Origin of the sequence: Dermacoccus sp. Tok2021, assembly GCF_019895135.1 — a bacterium.
GTDB lineage: Bacteria > Actinomycetota > Actinomycetes > Actinomycetales > Dermatophilaceae > Dermacoccus > Dermacoccus abyssi.
The window spans coordinates 1-23287 of record NZ_JAGTHU010000032.1; the positions used below are offsets into that span (position 1 = coordinate 1).

General features: G+C 69.0%; 16 protein-coding genes and 2 riboswitches. Of the genes, 11 read left to right on the forward strand and 5 right to left on the reverse strand.

Features of this window, described 5'->3' with window-relative positions; genetic code table 11:
• Positions 1–345 precede the first annotated feature (345 nt).
• Positions 346–1734 carry an aminotransferase class V-fold PLP-dependent enzyme gene (locus K9D12_RS13815; RefSeq protein ID WP_223060516.1) on the reverse strand — a complete coding sequence of 463 codons (1389 nt, stop codon included), beginning with the start codon at positions 1732–1734 and terminating at the stop codon, positions 346–348.
• Positions 1735–1779: 45 nt separating this feature from the next.
• Positions 1780–1892, reverse strand: a riboswitch (SAM riboswitch).
• Between the two features lie 389 nt (positions 1893–2281).
• On the opposite strand from K9D12_RS13815, the gene K9D12_RS13820 reads away from it, so the two are divergent.
• The 5 genes from K9D12_RS13820 to K9D12_RS13840 all read left to right on the forward strand — a co-directional run bounded on the left by K9D12_RS13820 (position 2282) and on the right by K9D12_RS13840 (position 10127).
• Positions 2282–5026, forward strand: coding sequence for a DNA translocase FtsK (locus tag K9D12_RS13820; RefSeq protein ID WP_223060519.1), 2745 nt, complete (start codon positions 2282–2284; stop codon positions 5024–5026).
• Positions 5027–5211: 185 nt separating this feature from the next.
• A riboswitch (SAM riboswitch) is annotated at positions 5212–5301 on the forward strand.
• Between the two features lie 274 nt (positions 5302–5575).
• Positions 5576–6121: a flavin reductase family protein gene (locus K9D12_RS15390; protein ID WP_225911324.1), complete on the forward strand. Its 546-nt coding sequence runs from the start codon at positions 5576–5578 to the stop codon at positions 6119–6121.
• Positions 6121–7254, forward strand: coding sequence for an LLM class flavin-dependent oxidoreductase (locus K9D12_RS13830; RefSeq protein WP_047311673.1), 1134 nt, complete (start codon positions 6121–6123; stop codon positions 7252–7254). Before K9D12_RS15390 ends, K9D12_RS13830 begins: the two co-directional genes overlap by 1 nt.
• Before the next feature lie 126 nt (positions 7255–7380).
• Positions 7381–8298, forward strand: a complete 918-nt coding sequence (locus K9D12_RS13835) for an ABC transporter permease (protein WP_082128758.1) — start codon at positions 7381–7383, stop codon at positions 8296–8298.
• Positions 8295–10127 carry an ATP-binding cassette domain-containing protein gene (locus K9D12_RS13840; RefSeq protein ID WP_082128759.1) on the forward strand — a complete coding sequence of 611 codons (1833 nt, stop codon included), beginning with the start codon at positions 8295–8297 and terminating at the stop codon, positions 10125–10127. Before K9D12_RS13835 ends, K9D12_RS13840 begins: the two co-directional genes overlap by 4 nt.
• 104 nt (positions 10128–10231) lie before the next feature.
• Here K9D12_RS13840 and K9D12_RS13845 read toward each other — a convergent pair whose 3' ends face one another.
• Positions 10232–11809, reverse strand: a complete 1578-nt coding sequence (locus K9D12_RS13845) for a MauE/DoxX family redox-associated membrane protein (protein WP_047311395.1) — start codon at positions 11807–11809, stop codon at positions 10232–10234.
• 132 nt (positions 11810–11941) lie between these two features.
• Between K9D12_RS13845 and rimO the strand changes: the two genes are divergently transcribed.
• The 4 genes from rimO (at position 11942) to K9D12_RS13865 (ending at position 14951) form a co-directional block, all read left to right on the forward strand.
• Positions 11942–13414 carry a 30S ribosomal protein S12 methylthiotransferase RimO gene (gene rimO / locus K9D12_RS13850; protein WP_047311396.1) on the forward strand — a complete coding sequence of 491 codons (1473 nt, stop codon included), beginning with the start codon at positions 11942–11944 and terminating at the stop codon, positions 13412–13414.
• 5 nt (positions 13415–13419) lie between these two features.
• Positions 13420–14043 (forward strand): CDP-diacylglycerol--glycerol-3-phosphate 3-phosphatidyltransferase, encoded by a 624-nt coding sequence (pgsA, locus tag K9D12_RS13855; RefSeq protein ID WP_047311397.1) that lies wholly within the window; start codon positions 13420–13422, stop codon positions 14041–14043.
• Positions 14040–14567 carry a CinA family protein gene (locus K9D12_RS13860; RefSeq protein ID WP_047311398.1) on the forward strand — a complete coding sequence of 176 codons (528 nt, stop codon included), beginning with the start codon at positions 14040–14042 and terminating at the stop codon, positions 14565–14567. The genes pgsA and K9D12_RS13860 overlap by 4 nt, the downstream gene beginning before the upstream one ends.
• 90 nt (positions 14568–14657) lie before the next feature.
• Complete coding sequence (locus K9D12_RS13865; RefSeq protein WP_047311399.1) at positions 14658–14951, forward strand: helix-turn-helix domain-containing protein; 294 nt, start codon at positions 14658–14660, stop codon at positions 14949–14951.
• Positions 14952–15027: 76 nt separating this feature from the next.
• On the opposite strand, the gene K9D12_RS13870 is transcribed toward K9D12_RS13865, so the two are convergent.
• From K9D12_RS13870 to K9D12_RS13880, 3 genes are all read right to left on the reverse strand, one after another.
• Positions 15028–19974 (reverse strand): DEAD/DEAH box helicase, encoded by a 4947-nt coding sequence (locus K9D12_RS13870; RefSeq protein ID WP_223060517.1) that lies wholly within the window; start codon positions 19972–19974, stop codon positions 15028–15030.
• Between the two features lie 82 nt (positions 19975–20056).
• Positions 20057–20665: a carboxymuconolactone decarboxylase family protein gene (locus tag K9D12_RS13875; protein WP_370633530.1), complete on the reverse strand. Its 609-nt coding sequence runs from the start codon at positions 20663–20665 to the stop codon at positions 20057–20059.
• Positions 20605–21495: an SDR family NAD(P)-dependent oxidoreductase gene (locus K9D12_RS13880; protein WP_223060518.1), complete on the reverse strand. Its 891-nt coding sequence runs from the start codon at positions 21493–21495 to the stop codon at positions 20605–20607. Before K9D12_RS13880 ends, K9D12_RS13875 begins: the two co-directional genes overlap by 61 nt.
• A gap of 111 nt (positions 21496–21606) precedes the next feature.
• Here K9D12_RS13880 and K9D12_RS13885 point away from each other — a divergent pair, with 111 nt between their 5' ends.
• Positions 21607–21840 (forward strand): DUF3046 domain-containing protein, encoded by a 234-nt coding sequence (locus tag K9D12_RS13885; protein ID WP_182434682.1) that lies wholly within the window; start codon positions 21607–21609, stop codon positions 21838–21840.
• A gap of 284 nt (positions 21841–22124) precedes the next feature.
• Positions 22125–23177: a recombinase RecA gene (recA, locus tag K9D12_RS13890; protein ID WP_370633531.1), complete on the forward strand. Its 1053-nt coding sequence runs from the start codon at positions 22125–22127 to the stop codon at positions 23175–23177.
• Positions 23178–23287 lie beyond the last annotated feature (110 nt).

Below are 23287 nucleotides of genomic sequence, written 5' to 3' on the forward strand. Positions count from 1 at the left end.
CCCCCCCCCCCCCCCCCCCCCCCCCCCCCCCCCCCCCCCCCCCACCGCTGCATTGTTTGGCGCGCCTTCCGGCCAGGCCCTGGCGGGCCTGTCTCGGTGCGACACGCGGCCGTCCGCTTATCGGGGTGGGCGGCTTTCGTATGGCTGTCACCAGCCCGTGGTCGGCGCAATTTCCGCCCGCCAGGCCATGGCGGCGTCTGGGTAGTCACTTGACGGTCGGACGCGGGGCCGGGCAACCGGGCGTGTTGGTGCCCTTCTCGGCACTCCTTCCGGGCATCCTCCGGGCAAGGCCATTGCGAATGACTCGGGCCGCCGGTCCCCAGAACCGGCGGCCCGAGCCGTCCGTCACCAGGGGCGGGGCTCGCTCAGATCCCGCTCGTCACCCACCGGTGCCCAGCCGATGCCCGGCGTGTGCACGTACTCGAACGCCGGCCCGCGCTCCACGAGCGCACGCACCGCTCCGACGAGACGGTGCGCATGCTCCACCGTCGTCGCGAGGCCGATAGAGGCGCGCACCGCCGTCGCGCCCTTGCCGAGCCGCTCGTCACACAGCAGATGCGCACAGAAGCGGCCGTCGCGCACCGCAATGCCGTGCTCGTCCGCGAGCACCTGAGCCACGAGCGTCGGATCGTACCCGTCGACCGTGAACGTCGTGACGCCGACACCGTCGACAGGCTCCTCGTCGGAGCCGAGCACGTGAAGAATCTCCACACCTGGCAGCGCGCTCAAGCCGTCGCGGATGATGCCGTGAACGCGGTGCTCGTGGTTCTCGATCGCGTGACGGTGAGCGCGCAGCTTCGCCGCGGCCGCCGCGAGAGCTATCGCGCCGACGGCGTTCGGCGTGCCGCCCTCGTGCCGTGCCGGGCCTTCGGACCACTCGACGTCGTCCGTTGTCACCCGCTTGCTCGCACCGCCGGCCGGAAGGTACGGATCGGCTGCATCAAGCCAGTCTGCGCGACCCGCGAGAACGCCGGCGCCGTACGGGGCATACATCTTGTGACCCGAGAACGCGACGTAGTCGACGCCCCACGCGGCGACGTCGATGACGCGGTGCGGAGCCAGCTGCGCCGCATCGACGACCGACCGTGCCCCGTGGGAGCGCGCGACGGCGGCCAGTTCACCGATCGGCCAGATCTCCCCGGTCACGTTGCACGCGCCCGTGATGACGACGAGCGCGGGCGCATCCGACGTCGCGCGGAAGCGGGAGAGCGCGGCGTCGACGGTGGCGATCGCAACCTCGGGGGAGGACGGCACCGACAGTCGCGTCGTGCGCTCGGCGGGCCAGGGGAGGAGCGCCGCGTGGTGCACGGATTCGAAGACGAAGACCTGAGCGTTGTCGGGCAGGACGTGGGCGAGCAGAGCCAGCGCATCCGTGGTGTTGCGCGTGAAGACGACGTGGCTGTCCTCGCCGAGACCGACGAAGTGCGCCACCTCCGAACGCGCCTCCTCGAACCAGCCGGTCGTCAGGCGCGAGGCGTACCCCGCCCCGCGATGAACCGAGCCGTAGGTGCGCAGGATGCGCTCCGCAGCCTCGGCAACGCCCACGAGGGCCGGAGCAGTGGCACCGTGATCGAGGTTCGCGAATTCGACAACCGTGTGGTGCAAGGTCGGCACACCGACGCCGTCCGAGACGGTTGCAGGGGTGGCCCGGGCGCTCGCCCGAACAGCAGAGAGGGAAGCGGGCAACGACTTCGGCTGACGGGTCGCAGCGAGCGTCGAAAGGACAGAACTCATGAGGAGACTCCTTCGTCAGGGGTCCGCCCGACGAGAAGCGTCGCGAACCCGCACTTGCTGCGTGCGGTCGCACGCAGCCAGGTCGTCACCCGGAGCACCCCACCGCGGTGGAGGGTTGCCGTCCAGCAAGCCGGGGCTGTGCGCTGGAACTCGTGACCGGGCAACACCGTGACACGCGACTCCTCGAACCGTCCACGAATGTGCCCGAGGTCGCCCGGATGGTGAGATGCGACTCGCTGTTCACGCCGCCCCTCGGGGCCGCCAGATCGTCGCGAGGTCCCCGGCGTGGGGCCTAAGAACTGCGCGCCTTCTCCCGTAATCTGGCCGGGTGGCGACACGGAAAACACCCCCGAACGACAGCGTTCTCGTAGCGAAGAAGAGTGCCCCGAACAGTCGGAGCACCACCTCCTCGCGCGCCCGCACCACCCCGGCGAAGAACGCGCCCCGCAAGCAGGCGCCCTCCAAGAGCGCGCCCGGCAAGGGGCGCGGTTCGAGCTCGGCTCAGCAGGGCCCGTCGGCCTCCAGCCGTGCCGCTCGTGGCGCCTGGATGGGGGTTTCCCACGTCGCCGGAGGCGCCGTGCGTCGTGTCGGCGCCAGCGCCGCCGAACTCGAGCCGGAGCACCGTCGCGACGGCATCGGCTTCTTCCTCCTCGCCCTCGGCATCGTTGTCGCGGCGCGCGAGTGGTGGAACCTGCCCGGCATGTTCGGTGACATCGTCCACGCCGTCGCCGCGGGAACGTTCGGCGTCATCGCCTACGTCCTGCCTGTCGTGTTCATCGGCATGGGTCTGCACATGTTCCGCCACCCGCGCGGCCACCAGCCCACCCACCGCATGTCGATCGGTCTCGGCATCCTCGCCCTCGGCTCCACCGGTATCGCTCACCTCGTCGGCGGACGCCCGGCCGCGGGTGACGTCGACGCCGTGCGTGACGCCGGCGGAGTGCTCGGCGTCATCTCCGGCGGCCCGCTGGCCGCAGGCCTGACGCTCTGGGGCGCCGGCGTCATCCTCGGCCTCGTGTCGTTCTTCGGTTTCCTCGTGCTGACGCGCACGCCGGTCAACCGCATCCCTCAGCGTCTGCGTGAGGTTGAGGCCACGATCTTCGGTGGTCACGCTCCGACCGAGGAGCGCGACTACGCCCAGCGCGACGCCGTCGCCGACGACCTGCACGGCGCCGACATCGGCAACCGTGCGCGCGGCGGAGCACCCCGCCGCGCCGCCGACGTGCACCACGGCGACGAGCCGTACGAGCAGGCAGCAGAGGTCGTCGGCCGCGGTCCGCGCGGTCGCGGGCGTGGCTCGCGCAAGACCCTCGGTCGTCAGCGCGGCGAGCAGCAGATCTACGACATCGACACGATCGAAGGCGGCGACCCGGCGGACGGCTCCGCCGACGAGGGCGAGCGCGCCACGTCGGCCGGCGCGGCAGCTCTGGCTCGGGCCCGCGGCTCGCGTGCGACCACGTCACGCCCGGCCACCACGGACGAGGCCGACACCGCCACCGTCGAGACGGCCGGTGGCTCCAAGCAGCGTCCGGGCGAATCGCCCAAGGCCGCCGCAGCCCGCCAGGAGACGGCGCAGCGCCCGGCCGCCGAGGTGCCTCAACGTCAGGTCGAGGCTCAGCCGACGGAGCAGCTCCCACAGCGCGTCGAGCAGCTCGCCCTCGCCGGCGACATCACGTACACGCTGCCCGAGTCGACCCTCCTCGAGGAGGGCACGCCGCCCAAGGAGCGTTCGGCCGCGAACGACCGCGTCGTCGACGCGCTCACCGAGGTGCTCGACCAGTTCGGCATCGACGCCGTCGTCTCCGGTTTCACCCGCGGCCCGACGGTCACGCGTTACGAGGTCGAGCTCGGCCCCGGCGTCAAGGTCGACCGCGTCACGGGTCTGAGCAAGAACATCGCCTACGCCGTGGCCAGCGCCGACGTGCGCATCCTGTCGCCCATCCCGGGCAAGAAGGCCATCGGTATCGAGATCCCGAACGCCGACAAGGAACTTGTCAGCCTCGGTGACGTGCTGCGCAGCCAGGCGGCCCGCAACAATCACCACCCGATGGTCATGGGTGTCGGTAAGGACGTCGAGGGTGGCTACGTCGTGGCCAACCTCGCGAAGATGCCGCACATGCTCGTCGCCGGTGCCACCGGTGCCGGTAAGTCGAGCTTCGTCAACTCGATGATCACCTCACTCCTCATGCGGGCCACGCCCGAAGAGGTGCGCATGGTGCTCGTCGACCCCAAGCGCGTCGAGCTGACGGCGTACGAGGGCATCCCGCACCTCATCACGCCGATCATCACGAACCCGAAGAAGGCCGCCGAGGCTCTCGAGTGGGTCGTGCGCGAGATGGACGCGCGCTACGACGACCTCGCCGCGTTCGGCTACAAGCACATCGACGAGTTCAACAAGGCCGTGCGTGCGGGCAAGGTGACCCTCCCGCCGGACAGCAAGCGCAAGCTCGCGCCGTACCCGTACCTCCTCGTCGTCGTCGACGAGTTGGCGGACCTCATGCTCGTCGCGCCGCGTGACGTCGAGGCCTCGATCCAGCGCATCACGCAGCTCGCGCGTGCCGCCGGTATCCACCTCATCCTCGCGACGCAGCGCCCGTCGGTCGATGTCGTCACCGGCATCATCAAGGCCAACGTGCCGTCGCGTCTGGCGTTCGCGACGTCGTCGCTCGCCGACAGCCGCGTCGTGCTCGACCAGCCCGGCGCCGAGAAGCTCCTCGGTCAGGGTGACGCGCTCTTCCTGCCGATGGGCGCGAGCAAGCCGATGCGTGTGCAGGGCGCGTGGGTCAACGAGTCGGAGATCCACGGCGTCGTCGCGCACGTCAAGGCTCAGCTCGCGCCCAACTACCGCGAGGACGTTCAGCAGACGGCGCCCAAGAAGGAGATCGACGAGGACATCGGTGACGACCTCGACGTGTTGCTGCAGGCGGCCGAGCTCGTCATCACGACGCAGTTCGGTTCGACCTCGATGCTGCAGCGCAAGCTGCGCGTCGGCTTCGCCAAGGCCGGTCGCCTCATGGACCTGCTCGAGTCGCGAGCAATCGTCGGCCCGTCCGAGGGGTCGAAGGCGCGCGACGTCCTCGTCAAGCCCGACGACCTCCCCATGACGCTCGCGCTGCTCAAGGGCGAGGACGTTCCGGACGATGCCGTGGCCAGCGGCGCCGACGGCGGTCCGGTCGACCTCGTCGCCCAGGCGCAGGGCGATCTCGACGAACCGGGCGAGCAGTACTACGACGGGCACGACGGCGGTGACGGTAGTGAGGACGCCTGGGAGCTGACGCAGCACGGTCGCTGAGGTCGCCAGGTCGGCGGCGCCAGCCTGATGGAGGAGTCCCTGCATCCCGGATCATCGGGATGCTGGGACTTTTGTGTCCCGGACGGTCCCGTGTGGCGTCCGAGGTGGTAGTTGCGATACAGGTGTCGTGTCCCAGTATGTGGATTCTGCTTGTGGGTGGCGCGACCAGCCAGTTGACTGCATTCATCCCATCCAGAGCGGCCGAGAGATCTGGCTCGTCGACGCCGCAGCAACCGACCCTCGCGGAACGGTGCTCACGCCAGAAGCGATGGAGTTGATTCTCATGTCGGAACACCGCGTTTCGTCTTTTCGTGCCTGCCGACGTCGGACGGTTGATTTGATGCGCCGTCGCGTCAGTGCATGTCGCTGAAGAACGCACGACGATCTCAACGCCTCCGTGGGCGCGACCCTCGCGACTTTCGACTCTCGGGTCGTAGCCCGCCCATGCCCGAGATGCCGTCCGGTCGGATCACCGATTGTCGATGTGACCCGGTACGTCGTACGCGCGCTAGACGCCCTTCCCCGCTCACTGATCAAGAGATGAGTTTCATGTTGCCCACAGCACCACCTCACACCGAGATCGTTGTCTCGGTGGTGAAGCCCGATCTTCGTCCCGTGTTTCGCCGCGCGGTCTCGAGCGTCTGGGTCATCACGACTGCCGGGGAGGCAGGGCCGGTCGGCTTGACCGCTTTGTCTGTCCACTCGGTTTCGGTCGACCCACCCCTCGTGTCCTTCAACATCAGTCGCACGTCTCACTCGCTGGCTTCAATCGTGCGAACCGGACGTGTCGCCCTCCACCTTCTCGACGAGAACCAAGGGCAGCTCATGACCCGATTCGCCGGCCCGCGTGAGGCCCGGTTTCAGGACGACGGTCTCTGGTCGTGGGACAGGACCGGTCTGCCGCGACTCACGGACGTCGCAGCTCGATTGACAGCCACGGTCCGTGATGCCCATGAGGCGGGAGACAGCTGCCTCATCGTCGCCGAGGTGGATAGCGCCGAGCACGTCGCAGATCGCGGTCCGCTTGCCCACCACAACGGAGCGCATCACAGCGTCTCGCCCTCAGTGTCACGAACGACGAACGGAGTCCGATGATGAGCACGTCCACGAACCAGCCGACCTTCCACTGGTTCCTACCGACCTCCGGCGACTCGCGTGGAATTGTCTCTGGAGGTCATGGGGCCGCGGTCGAGGGCACTGATCGAACCCGTGAACCGTCCGCGGGCTACCTGCGTCAGGTGGCACAGGCGGCGGAGGCCAACGGTTTCGAATCCGTCCTGACGCCAACGGGTCTGTGGTGCCAGGACTCCTGGCTCATGGCCGCTGCGCTTTCCCAGCACACTGAGCGGCTGAAGTTTCTCGTCGCCTTCCGCCCAGGGTCCGTCTCGCCGACTCTGGCAGCGCAAATGGCCACCACCTTCCAGACCATCACTGACGGTCGACTCCACGTCAACATCGTCACCGGGGGAGAATCGTCCGAGCAGCGGGCGTTCGGCGACTTCCTCGGCAAGGACGCCCGATATGCGCGGACCGGAGAGTTCCTCGACGTCGTGAGTCGGTTGTGGGATTGCGAGGATTCGTTCGACTATCGCGGCGAACACCTGGTGGTGGAACAAGCGCGACTCTCGCGGACGCCGACCCCGCGTCCCGAGGTCTTCTTCGGCGGATCTTCGCCAGCCGCACTCGAGATCGCGGCCCGCCACGCCGACGTGTACCTCACCTGGGGGGAGCCGCCGGCACAGGCCAAGGAGAAGATCGACCGAGTCCGCGAACTGGCCGCCCGGCAGGGCCGCACTGTGCGATTCGGTATTCGGTTGCACACGATCTCCCGAGACACATCCGCCGAGGCCTGGGCGGTCGCGGAAGGGCTACTCAAGCGCATCCCCGCGGAACTCATCGAACGTCAGCAGGACGCGCTGCGTCGGTCGGAATCCGAAGGGCAGCGGCGCATGCTCGCGCTGAACGGAGGGACCACTGCCGATTTGGAGATCTACCCCGGGCTCTGGGCTGGCGTGGGGCTGGTGCGCGGTGGAGCCGGAACGTCGCTGGTCGGTTCACATGCTGAGGTCGCAGACCTGATTCGGCAGTACCGCGACGTCGGCTTTGACGATTTCGTGTTGTCCGGATACCCGTGCCTGGAGGAGGCCTACTGGTTCGGTGAGGGGGTGCGCCCACGGGTGGAGGCGGTCCCGGCGGAAGAGCATTCGCACGACCGAGCCGTGAGCTGAGGATCTTTCTCGAATTCGAGGGTTTGCACCGGCCAGGTCGTGGCCACTGACCTGGCCGGCATTCTTTCCGCAATTGCATAAGCAAATGTTTGACAAATCATAATGAAAACCTATGAGGAGTGACTCATGAACGTGACGAGCAGCACAGCTCGGGCGTCGACGGCGGCAGCTGTTGCTTCGCCGGGATCGGCCGACGACACCTTGCCTGCCCGAGTGCGCTTAGGCAGCGCTGGCTCCAACGCGCGCCGTAGGAGGCGGCGGAATCTCATCCGCAGTGATCACGAGCCGCCGAGTTGGGAGGTGCGGGCTCTGAGCCCGCTGGCAATCATCGCGGTGTGGCAATCCGTGAGTGTCATCGGTTGGTTGCCGCAGGACGTTCTCGCACCGCCATCCCGGGTCCTCTCAACGCTGGGGTCGCTGATCTCCGACGGCACGCTCACAACTGCCCTCAGCGTCTCGGTGCAGCGTGCCGGGTTCGGATTCGCACTGGGGTCGCTCATTGCCTTGGGTGCAGCGCTCCCGGTGGGCCTGACGCGTACCGGTGAGGCGATTATCGATCCGCCGATGCAGATGCTCAGGACTCTGCCCCTGCTGGGGCTGGTTCCGTTGTTCATCGTCTGGTTCGGGATCGGGGAAGCGCCGAAGATCCTCCTGGTGGCGCTCGGGGTGTGCGTGCCGTTGTACCTCAACGCGGTAGGTGCGCTTCGATCCATCGACTCCGATCTGTACGAGCTCGCCGACGCGCTGGACCTCACGGCGTGGCAGCGCTTTAGGCACGTCATTATTCCCGGTGCCCTGCCCGGAACCCTGGTGGGCGTCCGGCAAGCTCTCGCCTTCGCTTGGTTGGCCCTCATCGTTGCAGAGCAGATGAGCGCGACGGCCGGACTCGGCTTCATGATCAACAACGCCCGCGACTTCATGCAGACCGACACCATCGTCGTGGGCCTGCTCACCTACGCCGCCCTCGGGCTCATCACGGACGCCGCCGTCCGGGTGGCGGAACGCCGCGCCCTGCGGTGGCGAACGGAAGGAACGTCACAATGAGCGACAACCAGTCGAAGCACCCTGGTGGGCCCACCGATCGGTGGACGTCCCCGGGACTGGACGGCCGAAAGGGCCTTGCCGTCCATCTCGAGTCCGTCTCGAGGCGATTCGGGGACAACGTCGTCCTTGATGACCTCGACCTCGACATCCCCGCCGGGCAGTTCGTTGCGGTCCTGGGACGGTCGGGCGCGGGCAAGTCGACCCTGCTGCGCCTCCTGGCCGGTCTCGATCGCGGCGAGGTCTCTGGGGCGGTGGGCACGAGCGAGCGTGTGTCCGTCGTGTTCCAGGACGCGCGGTTGTTGCCGTGGGAGGACGTCGCTGCGAACGTGCGGCTAGGCGCACAAAGTATGGGTGTCAACGGGGCGGAACTGGACGCGAGGATCACGCAGACGCTCGCAGAGGTGGGGCTCGGCGACAGGGCCCGCGCCTGGCCGCGTGCCCTGTCGGGTGGACAACGACAACGTGTCGCTCTTGCGCGGGCACTCGTCACCGCACCCGACCTCCTGCTCCTCGACGAACCGTTTAGTGCCCTGGACGCCTTCACGCGTCAGGAGGCGCAGGATCTGGTCGTCCGCCTCTGGCAACGTCACGGACCGGCTGTCGTGATGGTTACGCACGATGTCCGTGAAGCGGTGCTCTTGGCCGATCGGGTCGTTGTACTCAACGAGGGCACAGTGGTTGCGGATCGCACGGTGGACCTGCCCCGTCCGAGGCGACGTGAGGACGCGGAAGTCAACGCCCTCGTCGCGGGTCTGACGGCGGATCTCGACAAGGCTCGAGCTCTGACCGCGCAGGCCCAGCCGCAGGGGAGTTCCTCCTCGGCTGCGGGCGACCGTTCGAGTTGGACACGGCGTGGCGTCTTGGCCGGGGGTCTTCTGGGAGCGTCGGCGCTGGTGGGATTCACCCGCCCCTCGGATGCTTCCCGCACCGCGACGGTGCGTGTCGCACAAGGCGGATCGGCGCGTGGCGCCACGCTCCGAGTCGCCGTCCAAACCGACGGAGTACGATCCCTGCTGCGCGCGTCCGGCCAGCTCGACGACACGCCGTACACGATCGAGTTCTCGCAGTTCACCTACGGGATGGCCATCGTCGAAGCTCTCCAGGCTGGCAAGGTGGACGTCGGCGGAGTCGGGTCGACCCCGCCAATCTTCGGAGCAGCGGCGGGCTCGGGATTCCGCATCGTGGCAACGACCGCGTTGCGGAACCATCGCGACTCATCCGTCCTCGTGAAGAAGCACTCGGGTTTGTCCACCGCCGCCGATCTGCGGGGCAAGCGGATCACGGTGCCCAAGGGCAGCTCGGCTCACGGGTTGCTTCTGAATTTCCTGCACCGAGGTGGTGTGAAACCGTCCGAGGTCACCTTTGTCTACCTTCCGCCGGCCGACGGTGCGGCCGCTTTCACCCGCGGAGATGCGGACGCGTGGGTCATCTGGGAGCCGTTTGTCACCCAACAGCTCCGCAGCGGGGCGCGGGCCATCGGAGGCGGTCCCCCGGACGAGGCTGGGCTGAACTTTTCGCTCGCGTCGACCGATACGCTCGGGGACGCCGATCGGGTGGCCGCCTTGCGCGATTACCTTCGACGTCTGCAGAAGGCCTATGCCTGGGGAGCAACACACCTCGACGCCTACGCCCGGGCCTGGTCCCAGGAATCCCGGCTGCCGCTGTCCGTCACCCGATCCGCGATCTCGCATAAGAAGACCGATCAACGTCCGGTCACGGCAGCTGACATCCGGCTCGAACAGACGCTCGCCGATCGGTTGTTCGAGGACAAGGTCATCCCGAAGAAGGTCCATTTCACCGACATCGTCGAAACGGGTCTGATGCGGTGAGCTCAGGCGTGTCGACCACCTGACTCCCGTGACCGCGCGAATCGCGTGACCGCGGGAGTCAGGTGGCGTGTCGACCGCTCACTACACTCCGTTGTCACGCTCCGTTATTCGCGCGCCGAGTCGGTGAGGGCGTCGGCCCGATCACCGTCTCCAGCCTCAGGCCGGGCCGCGGCCACCTCAGCGATGATCTCCTCCATCGCCTCGGTGATGGCCTGCGAGCCGCTGACCGGACCCGCCAGCAGGTACCGGTCCGGCCCGAGCGCGACCAGGGTCGGCGTGCCGGATCCGAACATCTGCAGCAGGGCGTTGTGCTCGTCGATGAGGATGCTCTTGGGCGCGTAGCCCTGCTCCTGCAATGGCTGCAGATGGGATTCGTGCGTGACGACAAGTCGGACGGGGATGCCGCGCAGCTGCGCCTCCCAGCCCTGCGCCTGCTCGATGACGGGCAGGCAGGAGCCGCAACCAGGGCTGACCATGAGCAGGACGACCGGGCCGGAATCGGCCATGGAGATCATCGAGACGCGGTTGCCCTCGCCGTCGGCCAACAGGGCGAAGGGGGTGGGGCGCCGCTCGTAGTCCTCGATGCCGTCGTCCGCGACCTCAGCCAGCGGGGTGGTCGTCAGGGAGGTGCTGGTGTAGTCGAAGGTGGGGTCTTCCGTCACCATCGTGCCGGTCGTGACGGTAGGCGTCGCCACCTTGTTCATGGCGGGCTCCTGATGGGCAGCAATGTCGTCCATGAATGACGCGACGGCGGGGCCGCCGATGGCCGGCCCAGCGGCGATCAGGTCGTCGGTGCCGAGGAGGAGGGCCGTCGGCGTCCCGCCTCGAACCATCTGCGTGAAGGTGGCCTGTGGGTCGAAGTAGACCTCGAAATCCTGCGGGTCGATGAGGCCGTGGTAGGTATCCGTGGCGAACGAGGGCAGGACGATCACCGTGCGCACGTGCGGCACGGTGTGCTGCCAGGCGCGGACCTTTTCAATGACGCTGACACAGGATCCGCAGCTGGGGGACACGACGAAGACTGCCGCGGGGCGCCCTGTCGGCAGGTCTCGCAGCGCGATCGTCGTGCCGTCTACCGTCTCGAGCGCAACGAAGGGCGTAGGCGCGCGGAGGTACTCGCCGTCCGCGGACGGCGCAGCCGCGTTGACGGCACCGGCCTCTCCGCGGTGCCCAGCAATAAGCCACGTGAGGACGACGGCGGCGAGGACGCCCGCCAGCCAACACCACTGGCCACCGTCGAAGTTGGCGAGCCGGGCCGCGATGCTGCGGTGCACCGCGGCGTCCACCAGCGTCAGGGCTGCGAGGCCGACCAGGAGGAGGTTACGGACGGCGGTGAAAACATCGACGCCACCGAGGCCGAGTTTGCCGAAGCAGGAGCACTGCACGGGCTCGCCAAACGTCAGGGCGCGAACAATGACGACCGTGTATGCGATGAACAGCAGGACGGCGGCAACGGCGGCAAGCAGCTGCAGCCAGCCCCAGGCGAACACCAGCACGACGGCCAACGCGAGTTCGCCGAATGGCAGCAGAGCGGGCGCCTTGATCTTCCGCAGGATGACAGGGAGACGGAGGCTGATGAAGGCCTCATCCGCCGTGGAGCGGGCAGCAAGCTTCGCGCAACCGGAGACGGTGAGCACGAGCACGAGCAGGATCGCAGGGACAGTCGAGGGGGCGTCATACACGTCATTCATGGTAGGCGTCACCACTGACAGGCCCCTCTCACCGAATGGCCGATGTGATGCCTCGTCATCGTTGGCCGCACCGCAGCCAACGATGGCGGCAGGGTGGGCCCCGGGCGCCACTAGACTGACGCCATGACTTCAGCCCCGTCCCGCAGCGTTGCCGTCGTCACCCTCGGGTGCGCTCGAAACGAGGTCGACTCCGAGGAGCTGGCCGGGCGCCTCGCGTCTGAGGGGTGGACCCTCGTCGACGATGCCGCGGACGCCGACGTGGCCGTCGTCAACACCTGCGGTTTCGTTGAGCAGGCCAAGAAAGACTCAATCGACGCACTACTCGAGGCCAACGACCTCAAGGACACCGGCCGCACCCAGGCCGTTGTCGCCGTCGGGTGTCTAGCCGAGCGCTATGGCAACCAGCTCGCCGAGCAGCTGCCGGAGGCCGACGCCGTCCTCGGCTTCGACTCATACCAGGACATGTCGAGCCACCTCACAGCGGTGCTGGCTGGGCACAAGCCCGAGGCGCACGTGCCTGGGGATCGCCGCAAACTGCTGCCCATCTCTCCCGCCAAGCGCCAGGACGGCGCCGCTGGTCTGGCACTCCCGGGTCACGGCGCAGCGCCGGTGACGTCGCAGCCCGCCGACGTCGAGGTCGCTTCGCCGGTGAGTACGCCGCGCGTCATTCGGGCTCGTCTTGACGGACGCCCGTGGGCCCCGCTCAAAATCGCGAGCGGTTGCGACCGACGGTGCGCGTTCTGCGCCATCCCGGCCTTCCGCGGCGCGTTCCTGTCCCGCCGTCCCTCCGACGTTCTCGCCGAAGCGCGTTGGCTCGCGGAGCACGACGTCAAGGAGGTCTTCCTCGTCTCGGAGAACTCGACGTCGTACGGCAAGGACCTCGGCGACCTGCGTCTGCTCGACACCATGCTTCCCGAACTCACCGCCATCGACGGCATCGAGCGTGTGCGTGTGTCGTACCTGCAGCCTGCGGAGATCCGACCCGACCTGCTCGACGTCATGGCGAACACGCCCGGTGTCGCGCCGTACTACGACATCTCCTTCCAGCACGCCTCCGGGCCGCTCCTGCGCACGATGCGCCGCTTCGGTGACCGCGAGTCGTTCCTCACGCTCCTCGACGACGTGCGCCGCCGCACGCCGAACGCCGGCATCCGCTCGAACGTCATCGTCGGCTTCCCCGGCGAGACCGAGAAGGATCTCGAGGAACTCGAGCAGTTCCTCGTCGCCGCGCGTCTCGACGTCGTCGGTGTCTTCGGTTACTCCGACGAGGACGGCACCGAGGCCGAGAGCTACGCGGACAAGCTACCCACGGACGAGATCGAAGCCCGCCTCGAGCACTTCCGTACGCTCACCGAGGAACTCAACCTCCAGCGAGCCGAGGAGCGCGTCGGAGAACGCCTCGACGTCCTCATCGAGGCGGAGGAGGACGAGGACGGCGAACTGCGCTTCGTCGGCCGCGCCGGACAGCAGGGCCCCGACGTCGACGGCGTCACCTACGTCGAGACGAGCAACGAGCGCCCCCTCGCCATCGGCGACATGGTGAGCGTCGAGGTCGTCGCCACCGACGGCATCGACCTCGTCGCCGAGGTGCGGTGAAGCGGATGAGCGATCTCGAGACCGAGACGCCCACCGGGGCGCGCAAGCCCGTCAGCACCTGGAACCTCGCGAACGTTCTCACGATGGGCCGTATCGCCCTCGTACCGTTCTTCGCCTGGTTCCTGCTCGCCGACGGCGGTGAGAACACCACCCACCGCATCATCGCGTTCGTCCTGTTCGTCGTCGCCTCGATCACCGACCGCATCGACGGCCAGATCGCCCGATCCCGCGGCCTCGAGACCGAGTTCGGCAAGCTCATGGACCCGATCGCCGACAAGGCGCTCATGGGCATGGCCTTCATCGGGCTGTCGATCATCGACGTGCTGCCGTGGTGGGCCACGATCGTCGTGCTCGCCCGCGAGCTCGCCATCACCGCGCTGCGCTTCGTCGTCATCCGTCACGGCGTGATCCCCGCGAGTCACGGCGGCAAGCTGAAGACGGCCCTGCAGGCGCTCGCCGCTGGACTCTTCGTCCTGCCGCTTCCGGACTGGGGCCACATCGGGGCGTGGGTCGTCATGGCGGCCGCCATCGTCGTCACCGTCGCGACTGGCATCGATTACTTCTTCCGCGCGGCCAAGCTGCGACGTGAGAGCGCCCGGACGGCGCGGGCGCGCTCGACGCAGTCATGAGCGAGCAGGACCGACGCGCCGTGACCGAGAACGACTCGGCCGATCTCGCGACGCGTCTCGTCGAGCAGCTGCGTGACCGTGGCCTGACGATCGCCACGGCCGAGTCCCTCACCGCCGGCCTCGTGAGCGCGGGTATCGCCGACGTTCCCGGCGCCAGCGCCGTGCTGCGCGGGGGAGCCGCGACCTACGCGACGCCCACCAAGGCCGCGGTGCTCGGCGTCGATGCCGACCTGCTGCGTGAGCGCGGTGCTGTCGACGCCGACGTCGCTCTCGAGATGGCTCACGGTGCCGTACGCCTCTTCGCGGCAGACCTCGCCGTGGCCACCACTGGCGTCGCAGGACCCGCCATCCAGGACGGCCAGGACGTCGGAACCTGTTACGTCGCCGTCGCGTTCTCCGGGGAATCTCCGGGTGAGCGAGGGCGTTGCCATGTCGACAGGTTTCAGTTCGTGGGGGATCGCGCCGAGATCCGTCGGGCAGCCGCCTGGGCGGCCTGGCAGATGGCGCTCGACCACACGCGGTGAACACCCGTTGGGGTTGTCACCCCTCAGCGCTATGTTGGAACCTGACATCGCCAATCGCGCGCACCGATGCGCCGTCGCCAGGAGGAAAGCATGATCTTGCTTCGCGAACAGCTCGGTGACGTGCTGCGCCAGCAGCGCCGCGCACAGGGGCGCACCCTGCGCGAGGTTTCGAAGACGGCCCGCATCTCGCTCGGATACCTCAGCGAGATCGAGCGCGGCGAGAAGGAAGCCTCCTCGGAGCTGCTCGCTGCGGTTTGCGAGGCTCTCGAGCTGCCCATGTCCGAGACGCTGTCGCTCGTCGCCGCGAGCGTTCAGGCCGCGGAGAAGGCCAGCGCCCCGGTTGTGCTGCACCCGCAGCGTGACGCGGTGGCCCGCGCCGCCTGACGCATCACGCCAGGACGAGGCCCGTCACCCACTTCGAGCGGGTGGCGGGCCTTCGTCATGCTCGGACCGCGGAACGTCAGCGGCGTTTGCGGATGCCCTGGGGTGAGGAATGGAAGCCCGCCTCCAGCAGCGCCGCGACGAGGGGAGCCTCGTTGCCGAGGGCGGTGAGGCCGTTGACCGTGCGCACGGTGAGCGACGAGAGCGCACCACGCGTCACGAGGTCGGCGAGGGCGCGGGCTACGGGTGCCCAGGCGGCGTCGTCAGCCGGCCACGTGAGGGCGGTTCGACCGCCACGTTCGAGATAGGTGACGAGCTCGCCGTCGGCGATGACGACGAGGGCACCCGCCTTACGGCCAGGACGATGCCCGGCGTGAGCATCCTGGGCGGCCGGCCACGGCAGGGCCGCGCCGAACGGGTTGGCGGGATCGCAGGCAGCGAGCACGAGGATCTCCGGTTCGCGTCGACCCCACGGATCGGGTTCGGGCGCTCGTGTGGCACGCAGCGAGTCGACGGCGACGGCGGCACCGAACTGGGACGCCCCGAGGCCCTCGACGAAGTAACCGCGGCGCACGAGGCCACGCTCCTCGGCGCCGGCGAGCACCCGGTAGACGGCGGAGAACCCGCCGGGTATTTCTTCGTCCACGACGGCGCCGCGCGTGACGACCCCGTGTCGGACGAGCAGGAGTTCAGCAGCCATGAACGTGCGCTCGGTGAGGTCGTCGTGGGCCTCCGGCAGGAGCCGCCACCGGCCCGCGCCGTGCGCCGGTCCACGACCCGTCGCGAGACCGGCGGTCGGTCGCGAGCGGGTGGAGAGCGACGGGCCACGCAGGCGCGCGTACCGAGAACCGCGGTTACTCGGAACCCGCGGCTTGTGGGCACTGGCGCCGCCGCTGAGCAGGGCCCGAACCGGCGCGAAGGTGTCACCGCTCGCGGCGCCCTCCCACACGAGTTGCCAGAGGGCTGTCGCGACGGCGGTGTCATCGTGTGATCCGAGAGCTCCCGCGATGTCACGGAACAGGTGACTTCCGCCGCGGGCGAGGACGTCGCGCACCGAGCGCGACGTGACGCGCTGCGCAGCGACAGCGGTCTCGTGGCTCGTGGTGGTGTCAGTGTCGGTGGTGTGCGCTTCGGTGTGATCGGTGGTCTCGTCGTGGGCGCGCGGCGCAGGAGCGTGAGCATCGACTGAATCGCCGGCCGGTGCGTCGCCGGCGCCCGACCGAAGCGTCAACGGTGCCGAGTCGGGCGTGTGGAAACTGATCCATCCGTCGTCGGCCGAGATACTGCCGTGGCCCTGCCAGAGCAGTTCACCCGAGGCGAGCAGTTCGTCGAGGTCGGCGGGCCGGTAGCCGCGAACCCGCGCCGGCAGGACGAGACTCTCGATCGCGGACGCCGGCATGGGCACACCGAGCAGGGGTTCGAGCGCGGCCAGCACGCCGTCGGCACCGCGCAACGTGTCGCCAACCTGCTGCCAGCGGGGCAGGAACCGGGCGTACTGCGTGGCGGACACCGGTTCGATCTCGGCGCGAAGAGCCGCGAGGGACAGCCGACGCAGGGAACGCAGGACGGCGTTGTCGCAGTATTCGCCGGAGACGTCGCCGCCGCCCAGCGCGTCGGGCAGCAGGGCGCCGTGCGTGAGGCGTCCGGCTCGTGTGAGGCGCGTGAGGGCGTTTCGAACGACGGACACCCCGAGGGCGAAGGCCTCGGCCGCCTGCTGCGCCGTGAACGGTGCGTGGCACGCGGCGTACCGCGTGAGCAGATCGTCGAGGGGCGTGTCGCCGGGCTCGAGGAAGGCCTGTGGGACGCCGGGCGGCAGGGCGACACCGAGTGCGTCGCGCAAGCGAGCTGCGTCCTCGACGGCTGCGAGCCTCGTCCGAGAGCCCCACCGAACCTCGATGGCGCGGCGCTCACCGACGAGGGCGTTCCACCAGGCACGGCACTCGTCGGAACTCAGATTCGGGGCGGCATCGCTGTCCGGTGAGGCATCAGGTTCCCCGGTGTCCCGGCTCCCCGAATCATCGTCATCGGAGTCGTGACGCCCCGAGCGCGCAACGATCTCGTCGAGCGTCAACGGGCCGAGGGTGCGCAATGCGTCCGCGAGGTCTTCCGCGTGACGCATCCGGCGGCTCGGATCGAGCAGTTGCAGTCGGCGTTCGTGGCGACGGACGACGTCGGGGTCGAGCAGTTCCGCGATCGACAGGCCACCGGCCGAGCCGAGCAGGTCGGCGAGCAACTCCGGGTCGAGGGACAGAGCGGCGGCGCGGCGTTCGGCGAGCGGCGAGTCGCCCTCGTAGAGGAACTGGGCCACGTAGCTGAACAGCATGGCCTTGGCGTACGGGCTGGGTGACGTCGTCTCGGTGTGCACCACCTGGATGGCGCGGCGCTCCACCGAGCGCATGAGCTCGACGAGGCCCGGCACGTCGTAGACGTCCTGGAGGACCTCGCGCACGGCCTCGAGCACGATGGGAAAGCTCGGATAGTCGCTCGCCACCTCGAGGAGCTGGGCGGCCCGCTGGCGTTGCTGCCACAGCGCCTGGCGGCGTCCCGGGTTCTGACGCGGGAGCAGAAGCGCCCGGGCGGCGCACTCCCGGAAGCGGGAGGCGAACAGCGCGGTGCCACCCACCTCGTCGGTGACGCGGGCGGTGATCTCGTCGGGGTCGAGCACGATCGCTTCGAGCAAAGCCGCGGTGAGGGTGTCGTCGTCGCCCTCGGTGTCGAGCAGCCGGAAGACGAGTCCGTCGTCGGTGTGCATGGCCTGCACGTCGGCGCCGAAGCGTTCGCGCATCCGCGCGCCCACGACGAGGGCCCAGGGCGCGTGGACGGCTGCGCCGAAGGGGGAGTGGACGACGACCCGCCAGTCGCCCATCTCGTCGCGGAAGCGCTCGACGACGATGGTGCGGTCGCTGGGGAGGCGTCCGGTCGACTCCTGCTGCTCACGCAGGTACGTGACGAGGTTGCGGGAGGCGAGGTCGTCGAGACCGACGGCGCGAGCCCGGGCGGTGGCTGCGTCGTCGTCGAGGTCGCCGAGTTCGCGGGCGAACGCTCCGATGGCCCGCCCCAGTTCGAGTGGACGACCCAAGGAGTCGCCCTTCCAGAACGGCAAGCGCGCTGCCTGGCCCGGAGCCGGCGTCACGAGCACCTGGTCGCGCGTGATGTCCTCGATGCGCCACGTGCTCGTGCCGAGCGTGAAGACATCGCCGACGCGGCTCTCGTAGACCATCTCCTCGTCGAGCTCACCGACGCGACGGCCGGGGCCGTCACCGCCCGCGAGGAAGACTCCGTACAGCCCGCGGTCGGGAATCGTGCCGCCGGACGTGACCGCGAGACGTTGGGCGCCCGGGCGTGAGCGCAGGATGTCGTCGGTGCGATCCCACACGATGCGTGCGCGCAGCTCGCGGAACGAGTCGCTCGGGTAGAGGCCGGACAGCATGTCGAGGACGGAGTCGAGCACCCCGGAGGTGAGCGAGGCGAACGGCGCGCTGCGCTGCATGAGCGCGAGCAGATCGGCGCGGGGGACGTCGTCCATCGCCACCATGGCGACGACCTGCTGGGCGAGGACGTCGAGGGGGTTGCTCGGCACCCGGAGAGGCTCGATCTCACCCGAGCGCATGCGCTCGACGACGACGGCTGCCGAGAGGAGATCGCCACGGTACTTCGGGAAGAGCACACCGTGGCTCGTCGCACCCACCTGGTGGCCCGCGCGTCCGATGCGCTGCAGGCCGCTCGCCACGCTCGGCGGCGACTCCACCTGGACGACGAGGTCGATGGCGCCCATGTCGATACCGAGTTCCAGCGAACTCGTGGCGACGACGGCCGGCAGGCGCCCTGCCTTGAGTTCGGTCTCGATGTCGGCTCGCACGTCCTTGCTCACGGAGCCGTGGTGCGCGCGGGCCAGGACGGTCGGAGCGCCTCGGCTCGTGCCCGCACCACCGATGAGTTGGGCGGCCGGCTTGCTGGCGCGAGCGTCGTAGCCGTGCATGAACCCCCCGGAATCAACGTCGGCTTCCGGCTCGTGCGCGTCTGCGGGGTCACCGGGGCCCTCGGATTCCCCTGCGCTCGTGGCACGCTCGGCCTCGGCCGCCTCGAGGCGTTCGCTCCAGATCTCGTTGAGTCTCGCCGTGAGGCGTTCGGCGAGGCGCCGAGAGTTGGCGAACACCAGCGTCGAGGTGTGCGAGGCCACGAGGTCGACGATGCGCTCCTCCACGTGAGGCCAGATGGAGGCCGTTGCCTCGGGCGCGTGATCGTCGTACGAGGCCTCGGCGTCCGGTGTGGGCGTCGTCGCGAGGTCGGCCATGTCCTCCACGGGCACGACGACGTCGAGCTCCCAGTTCTTCGTGCTGGGCGGCTGCACCGTCGTGACCGGGCGGCCGCCCGCGAGGAAGCGCTCCACCTCGCTCACCGGGCTGACCGTCGCCGACAACCCGATGCGCTGCGCCGGAGAGTCGAGCAACGCATCGAGCCGCTCGAGCGTCACGGCGAGGTGCGCTCCGCGTTTGGTGCCGGCGACGGCGTGGATCTCGTCGACGATGACGTACTCGACGCCCCGCAGGCGCTCGCGGGCGCTACTCGTGAGGAGGAGGAACAGCGATTCCGGCGTCGTGATGAGAACGTCCGCCGAGCGCGACGAGAACGCGCGGCGCTCCGCCGGCGTCGTGTCGCCCGAGCGGACGGCGACGCCGAGATCCGGCTCCTCGAGGCCGAGGCGCGTGCTGGCGTGCCTGATGCCGACGAGCGGTGAGCGCAGGTTGCGCTCCACGTCGACGGCGAGGGCCTTCATCGGCGAGACGTAGAGCACTCGGCAGCGACGGTCGACGTCGTCGGGGCGTGGCGTGCTCGCGAGCCGATCGAGCGCCCAGAGGAACGCACTGAGGGTCTTACCCGAACCGGTTGGGGCGACGACGAGCGTGTGCCGACCTTCACTGATGGATTCCCACGCGCCCTCCTGCGCGGGAGTGGGCTCGCCGAACGTTCCCGTGAACCACTCACGCGTGGCAGGGGAGAAGCGCTCGACGACGGAACTGCTCATGACGGCAGCCTCCCACGAGCCGCCGACAACCCCGTCGTCGCGGTGTTTACCCGAAGCGTCACCGGCGTCGGTGGGCTCTCAATCACGCCGTGCGTCGGGGCGCATCCGGTTCGACGCGCAGCACACGCAGCGTCGTGGCGAGCATGACGTAGTGGTTGGTGAGCTGGACGAGTTCGATGGCCTCGCGCTCACTGAGCTGACCGCGCACTCGCTGCCAGGTCGCGTCGGTGAGGTCACCCGTGCGGGCCAACTCGTCCGCGGCTGCGAGCACTGTGAGCTCCCGCTGGCTCCACAGCGCCGGGCTGAGGTCGCCCGTGTCGTTGGCGTCGTCGACCTGGGCCGCGCTCAAGCCCGCGCGCTCGCCGAGGTGACGGTGGTGGGCGCTCTCGTAGGCGCACCCCGAGACGGCCGCGACGCGCAGGATGACCGACTCGCTCTCGCGCCGCGTCAGCGTGCCGAAGGGCATGAGTGAACCGGCGAACGCGAGCCACCCCCAGAACTGCCGCCGTCCCCGCCCGAGCGTCGTGATGAAGGCCGGTGGCTCGGTTCCTGTGACCCGACCCGCGATCCGCGAGCCCAGCCAGGCGACGGCTCCGATCTCGCGACGGCCGCCGGGTGCGATGCGCGCCGTCATCGTGCGTGCTCCCCGTGACGTGCGCTCGGCCTGCCGTCGGGCTGCGGAGTCGTCCACGGGGCGTCCTCGCTGCGGGCCACCTCGAGAGCTTCGCGCAGGTTGGGAAAGCCCCGCAACTCGACGGCACGCTGGGCCAAATGACGCAGCGGGACGACGGGGCGCACCCACGCCGGGGCGCAGACGGTGCGAGAACGGCGGGCGATACCGCGTTCGATGCGGTCGACGGCCTGGGGCAGGGAGCCGAGGCCACTCAACGTGCCCCGGGACCCGAGCAGGGCGTGCGCTGCTCCCGTGTCGAACCCGCGGGAGGTCATCTCTGTGTCGAGTTCGGCGAAGTAGGCGACGCCGACGCGGGCTCCGTCGGGGCGCAGTTCGATGCGTAGGGTGTCGCCGACCGCCTCGACGGCCGCCTTCGACGCCGAGTACGCACCGAGCAACGGTAGGTGCACCGCCGCCGCGAGCGAGGACGTCATGAGGAGGTAGCCGCCGGGGTGCGCCACGTGTCGCGCGGCCGCGCGGGCCGTGTAGTACGCGCCGAGGGTGTTGACCTCGAGCATGCGCTCCATGACACTCGGGTCGCCGCCCGTCATCGGCAGTTGCCGTGCGATGCCGGCGTTCGCGACGACGACGTCGAGGCCGCGGAAGTCGGCTGCGACGCGATCGACGACCTCGTCGACGGCGTCACGGTCGCTGACATCGAGTGCGTACGAAGGGCTGTCGGCGGCCGAAGCAGCCGCTTCGAGCGCGTCGGGCTCGATACCGGTGAGGGCGACACGTGCGCCGTGGGAGGCGAGTTGCGTGGCCAGCGCGGCTCCGATGCCACGTGCAGCGCCGGTGACGAGCACTCGGGTTCCGGGGCGGACATGGGCGGGCGTACGTTCCAGCATGTTCTCCACCCTGGCATGCAGGGACGTGGAGCGTCCGCGGAGTCGGGGAGGTCGGCCGTCGGGCAAGGCGCTCGTTTGGCGAACCGAGTGCGGGCGGGAGAGGCTGGGGGAGTGCGTGAGAGTGAGTTCAATCGTCTGATGCTCGGCGAGTTCGGTGATGCCTACGGCCCGATGGTCGCCTCGAGCCACGTGCTCACCGACCTCGGCGGGCGCACCGCGAACGAGGCGCTCGCCGAGGGGGTACCCGCGCGCCGCGTGTGGGAGGCCGTGTGCGACGCCTTCGAGGTGCCGGAGTCGCGCCGCCTGGGTGAGGATCTCCCCATCGTCGAGCGCCCCTTCGAGTAGCCGGGACGCCTCCCGCCACGCCATGCTGCACGTGATCGAACGCGTGTTCTAACTTTCGTGTATCGTCATCCACAGAAGCGACGCCGGGGAACCCCCGTCCACAACGTGCGTGGGCTGCCATTGCGGGGTTGTCGGTGTTCGCCTCTAGCGTCTGATTCGACACCAGGTCACCCGCACGTGGACCGAGGGCTCGATCGTCTGTAGGCGCGCTCATCCACGATTCGACGAAGGAGAACGCCATGGCCAAGTCCCAGGCTCCCACCACTTCCCCAGGCGGCGACAAGATGAAGTCGCTCGACACCGTGATGGCTCAGATCGAGAAGGCTCACGGCAAGGGCTCGATCATGCGCCTCGGTGAGGACGTGCGCCCGCCCATCGAGGTCATCCCGACCAGCTCGATCGCGCTCGACGTCGCGCTCGGTATCGGCGGTCTTCCGCGTGGTCGTGTCGTGGAGATCTACGGCCCGGAATCGTCCGGTAAGACGACCGTCGCGCTGCACGCCGTGGCCAACGCCCAGAAGTCCGGCGGCATCGCCGCCTTCATCGACGCCGAGCACGCGCTCGACCCGGAGTACGCCCGCAAGCTGGGCGTCGACACCGACTCGCTCCTCGTCAGCCAGCCCGACACCGGTGAGCAGGCGCTCGAGATCGCCGACATGCTCATCCGCTCCGGTTCGCTCGACATCATCGTCATCGACTCGGTCGCCGCACTCGTGCCCCGCGCCGAGATCGAGGGCGAGATGGGCGACAGCCACGTCGGTCTGCAGGCGCGCCTCATGTCCCAGGCACTGCGCAAGATCACGGGTGCGCTCAACTCCACCGGCACGACGGCGATCTTCATCAACCAGCTGCGCGAGAAGATCGGTGTCATGTTCGGCTCCCCGGAGACGACCACCGGTGGTAAGGCGCTCAAGTTCTACGCCTCGGTTCGCATCGACGTGCGCCGCATCGAAACGCTCAAGGACGGTTCGGAGCCCGTGGGTAACCGCACCCGCGCCAAGATCGTCAAGAACAAGGTCGCTCCGCCGTTCAAGCAGGCCGAGTTCGACATCCTCTACGGCCAGGGCATCTCCCGTGAGGGTGGTCTCATCGACATGGGTGTCGAGCAGGGCTTCGTGCGCAAGTCCGGTGCTTGGTACACGTACGAAGGCGACCAGCTCGGTCAGGGCAAGGAGAACGCCCGCAACTTCCTCAAGGACAACCCGCAGCTCACCGACGAGCTCGAGCTGAAGATCAAGCGGAAGCTGGGCATCCTCGCCGACCCGGACGCCGAGGACGCGGCAGGCGTTCTCGACCCGGATGCGCCGATCGACGCCGAGGTTGCGGTCGACTTCTGATCGACGCCGACGCGCGACCGGTAACCCGGCGCGCGCCGACTCGTTCACGCGCATGAACCACCGACCTGACGACGTCGGGGGGGCGCGGCGGGGGGGGGCCCCGGCGACGC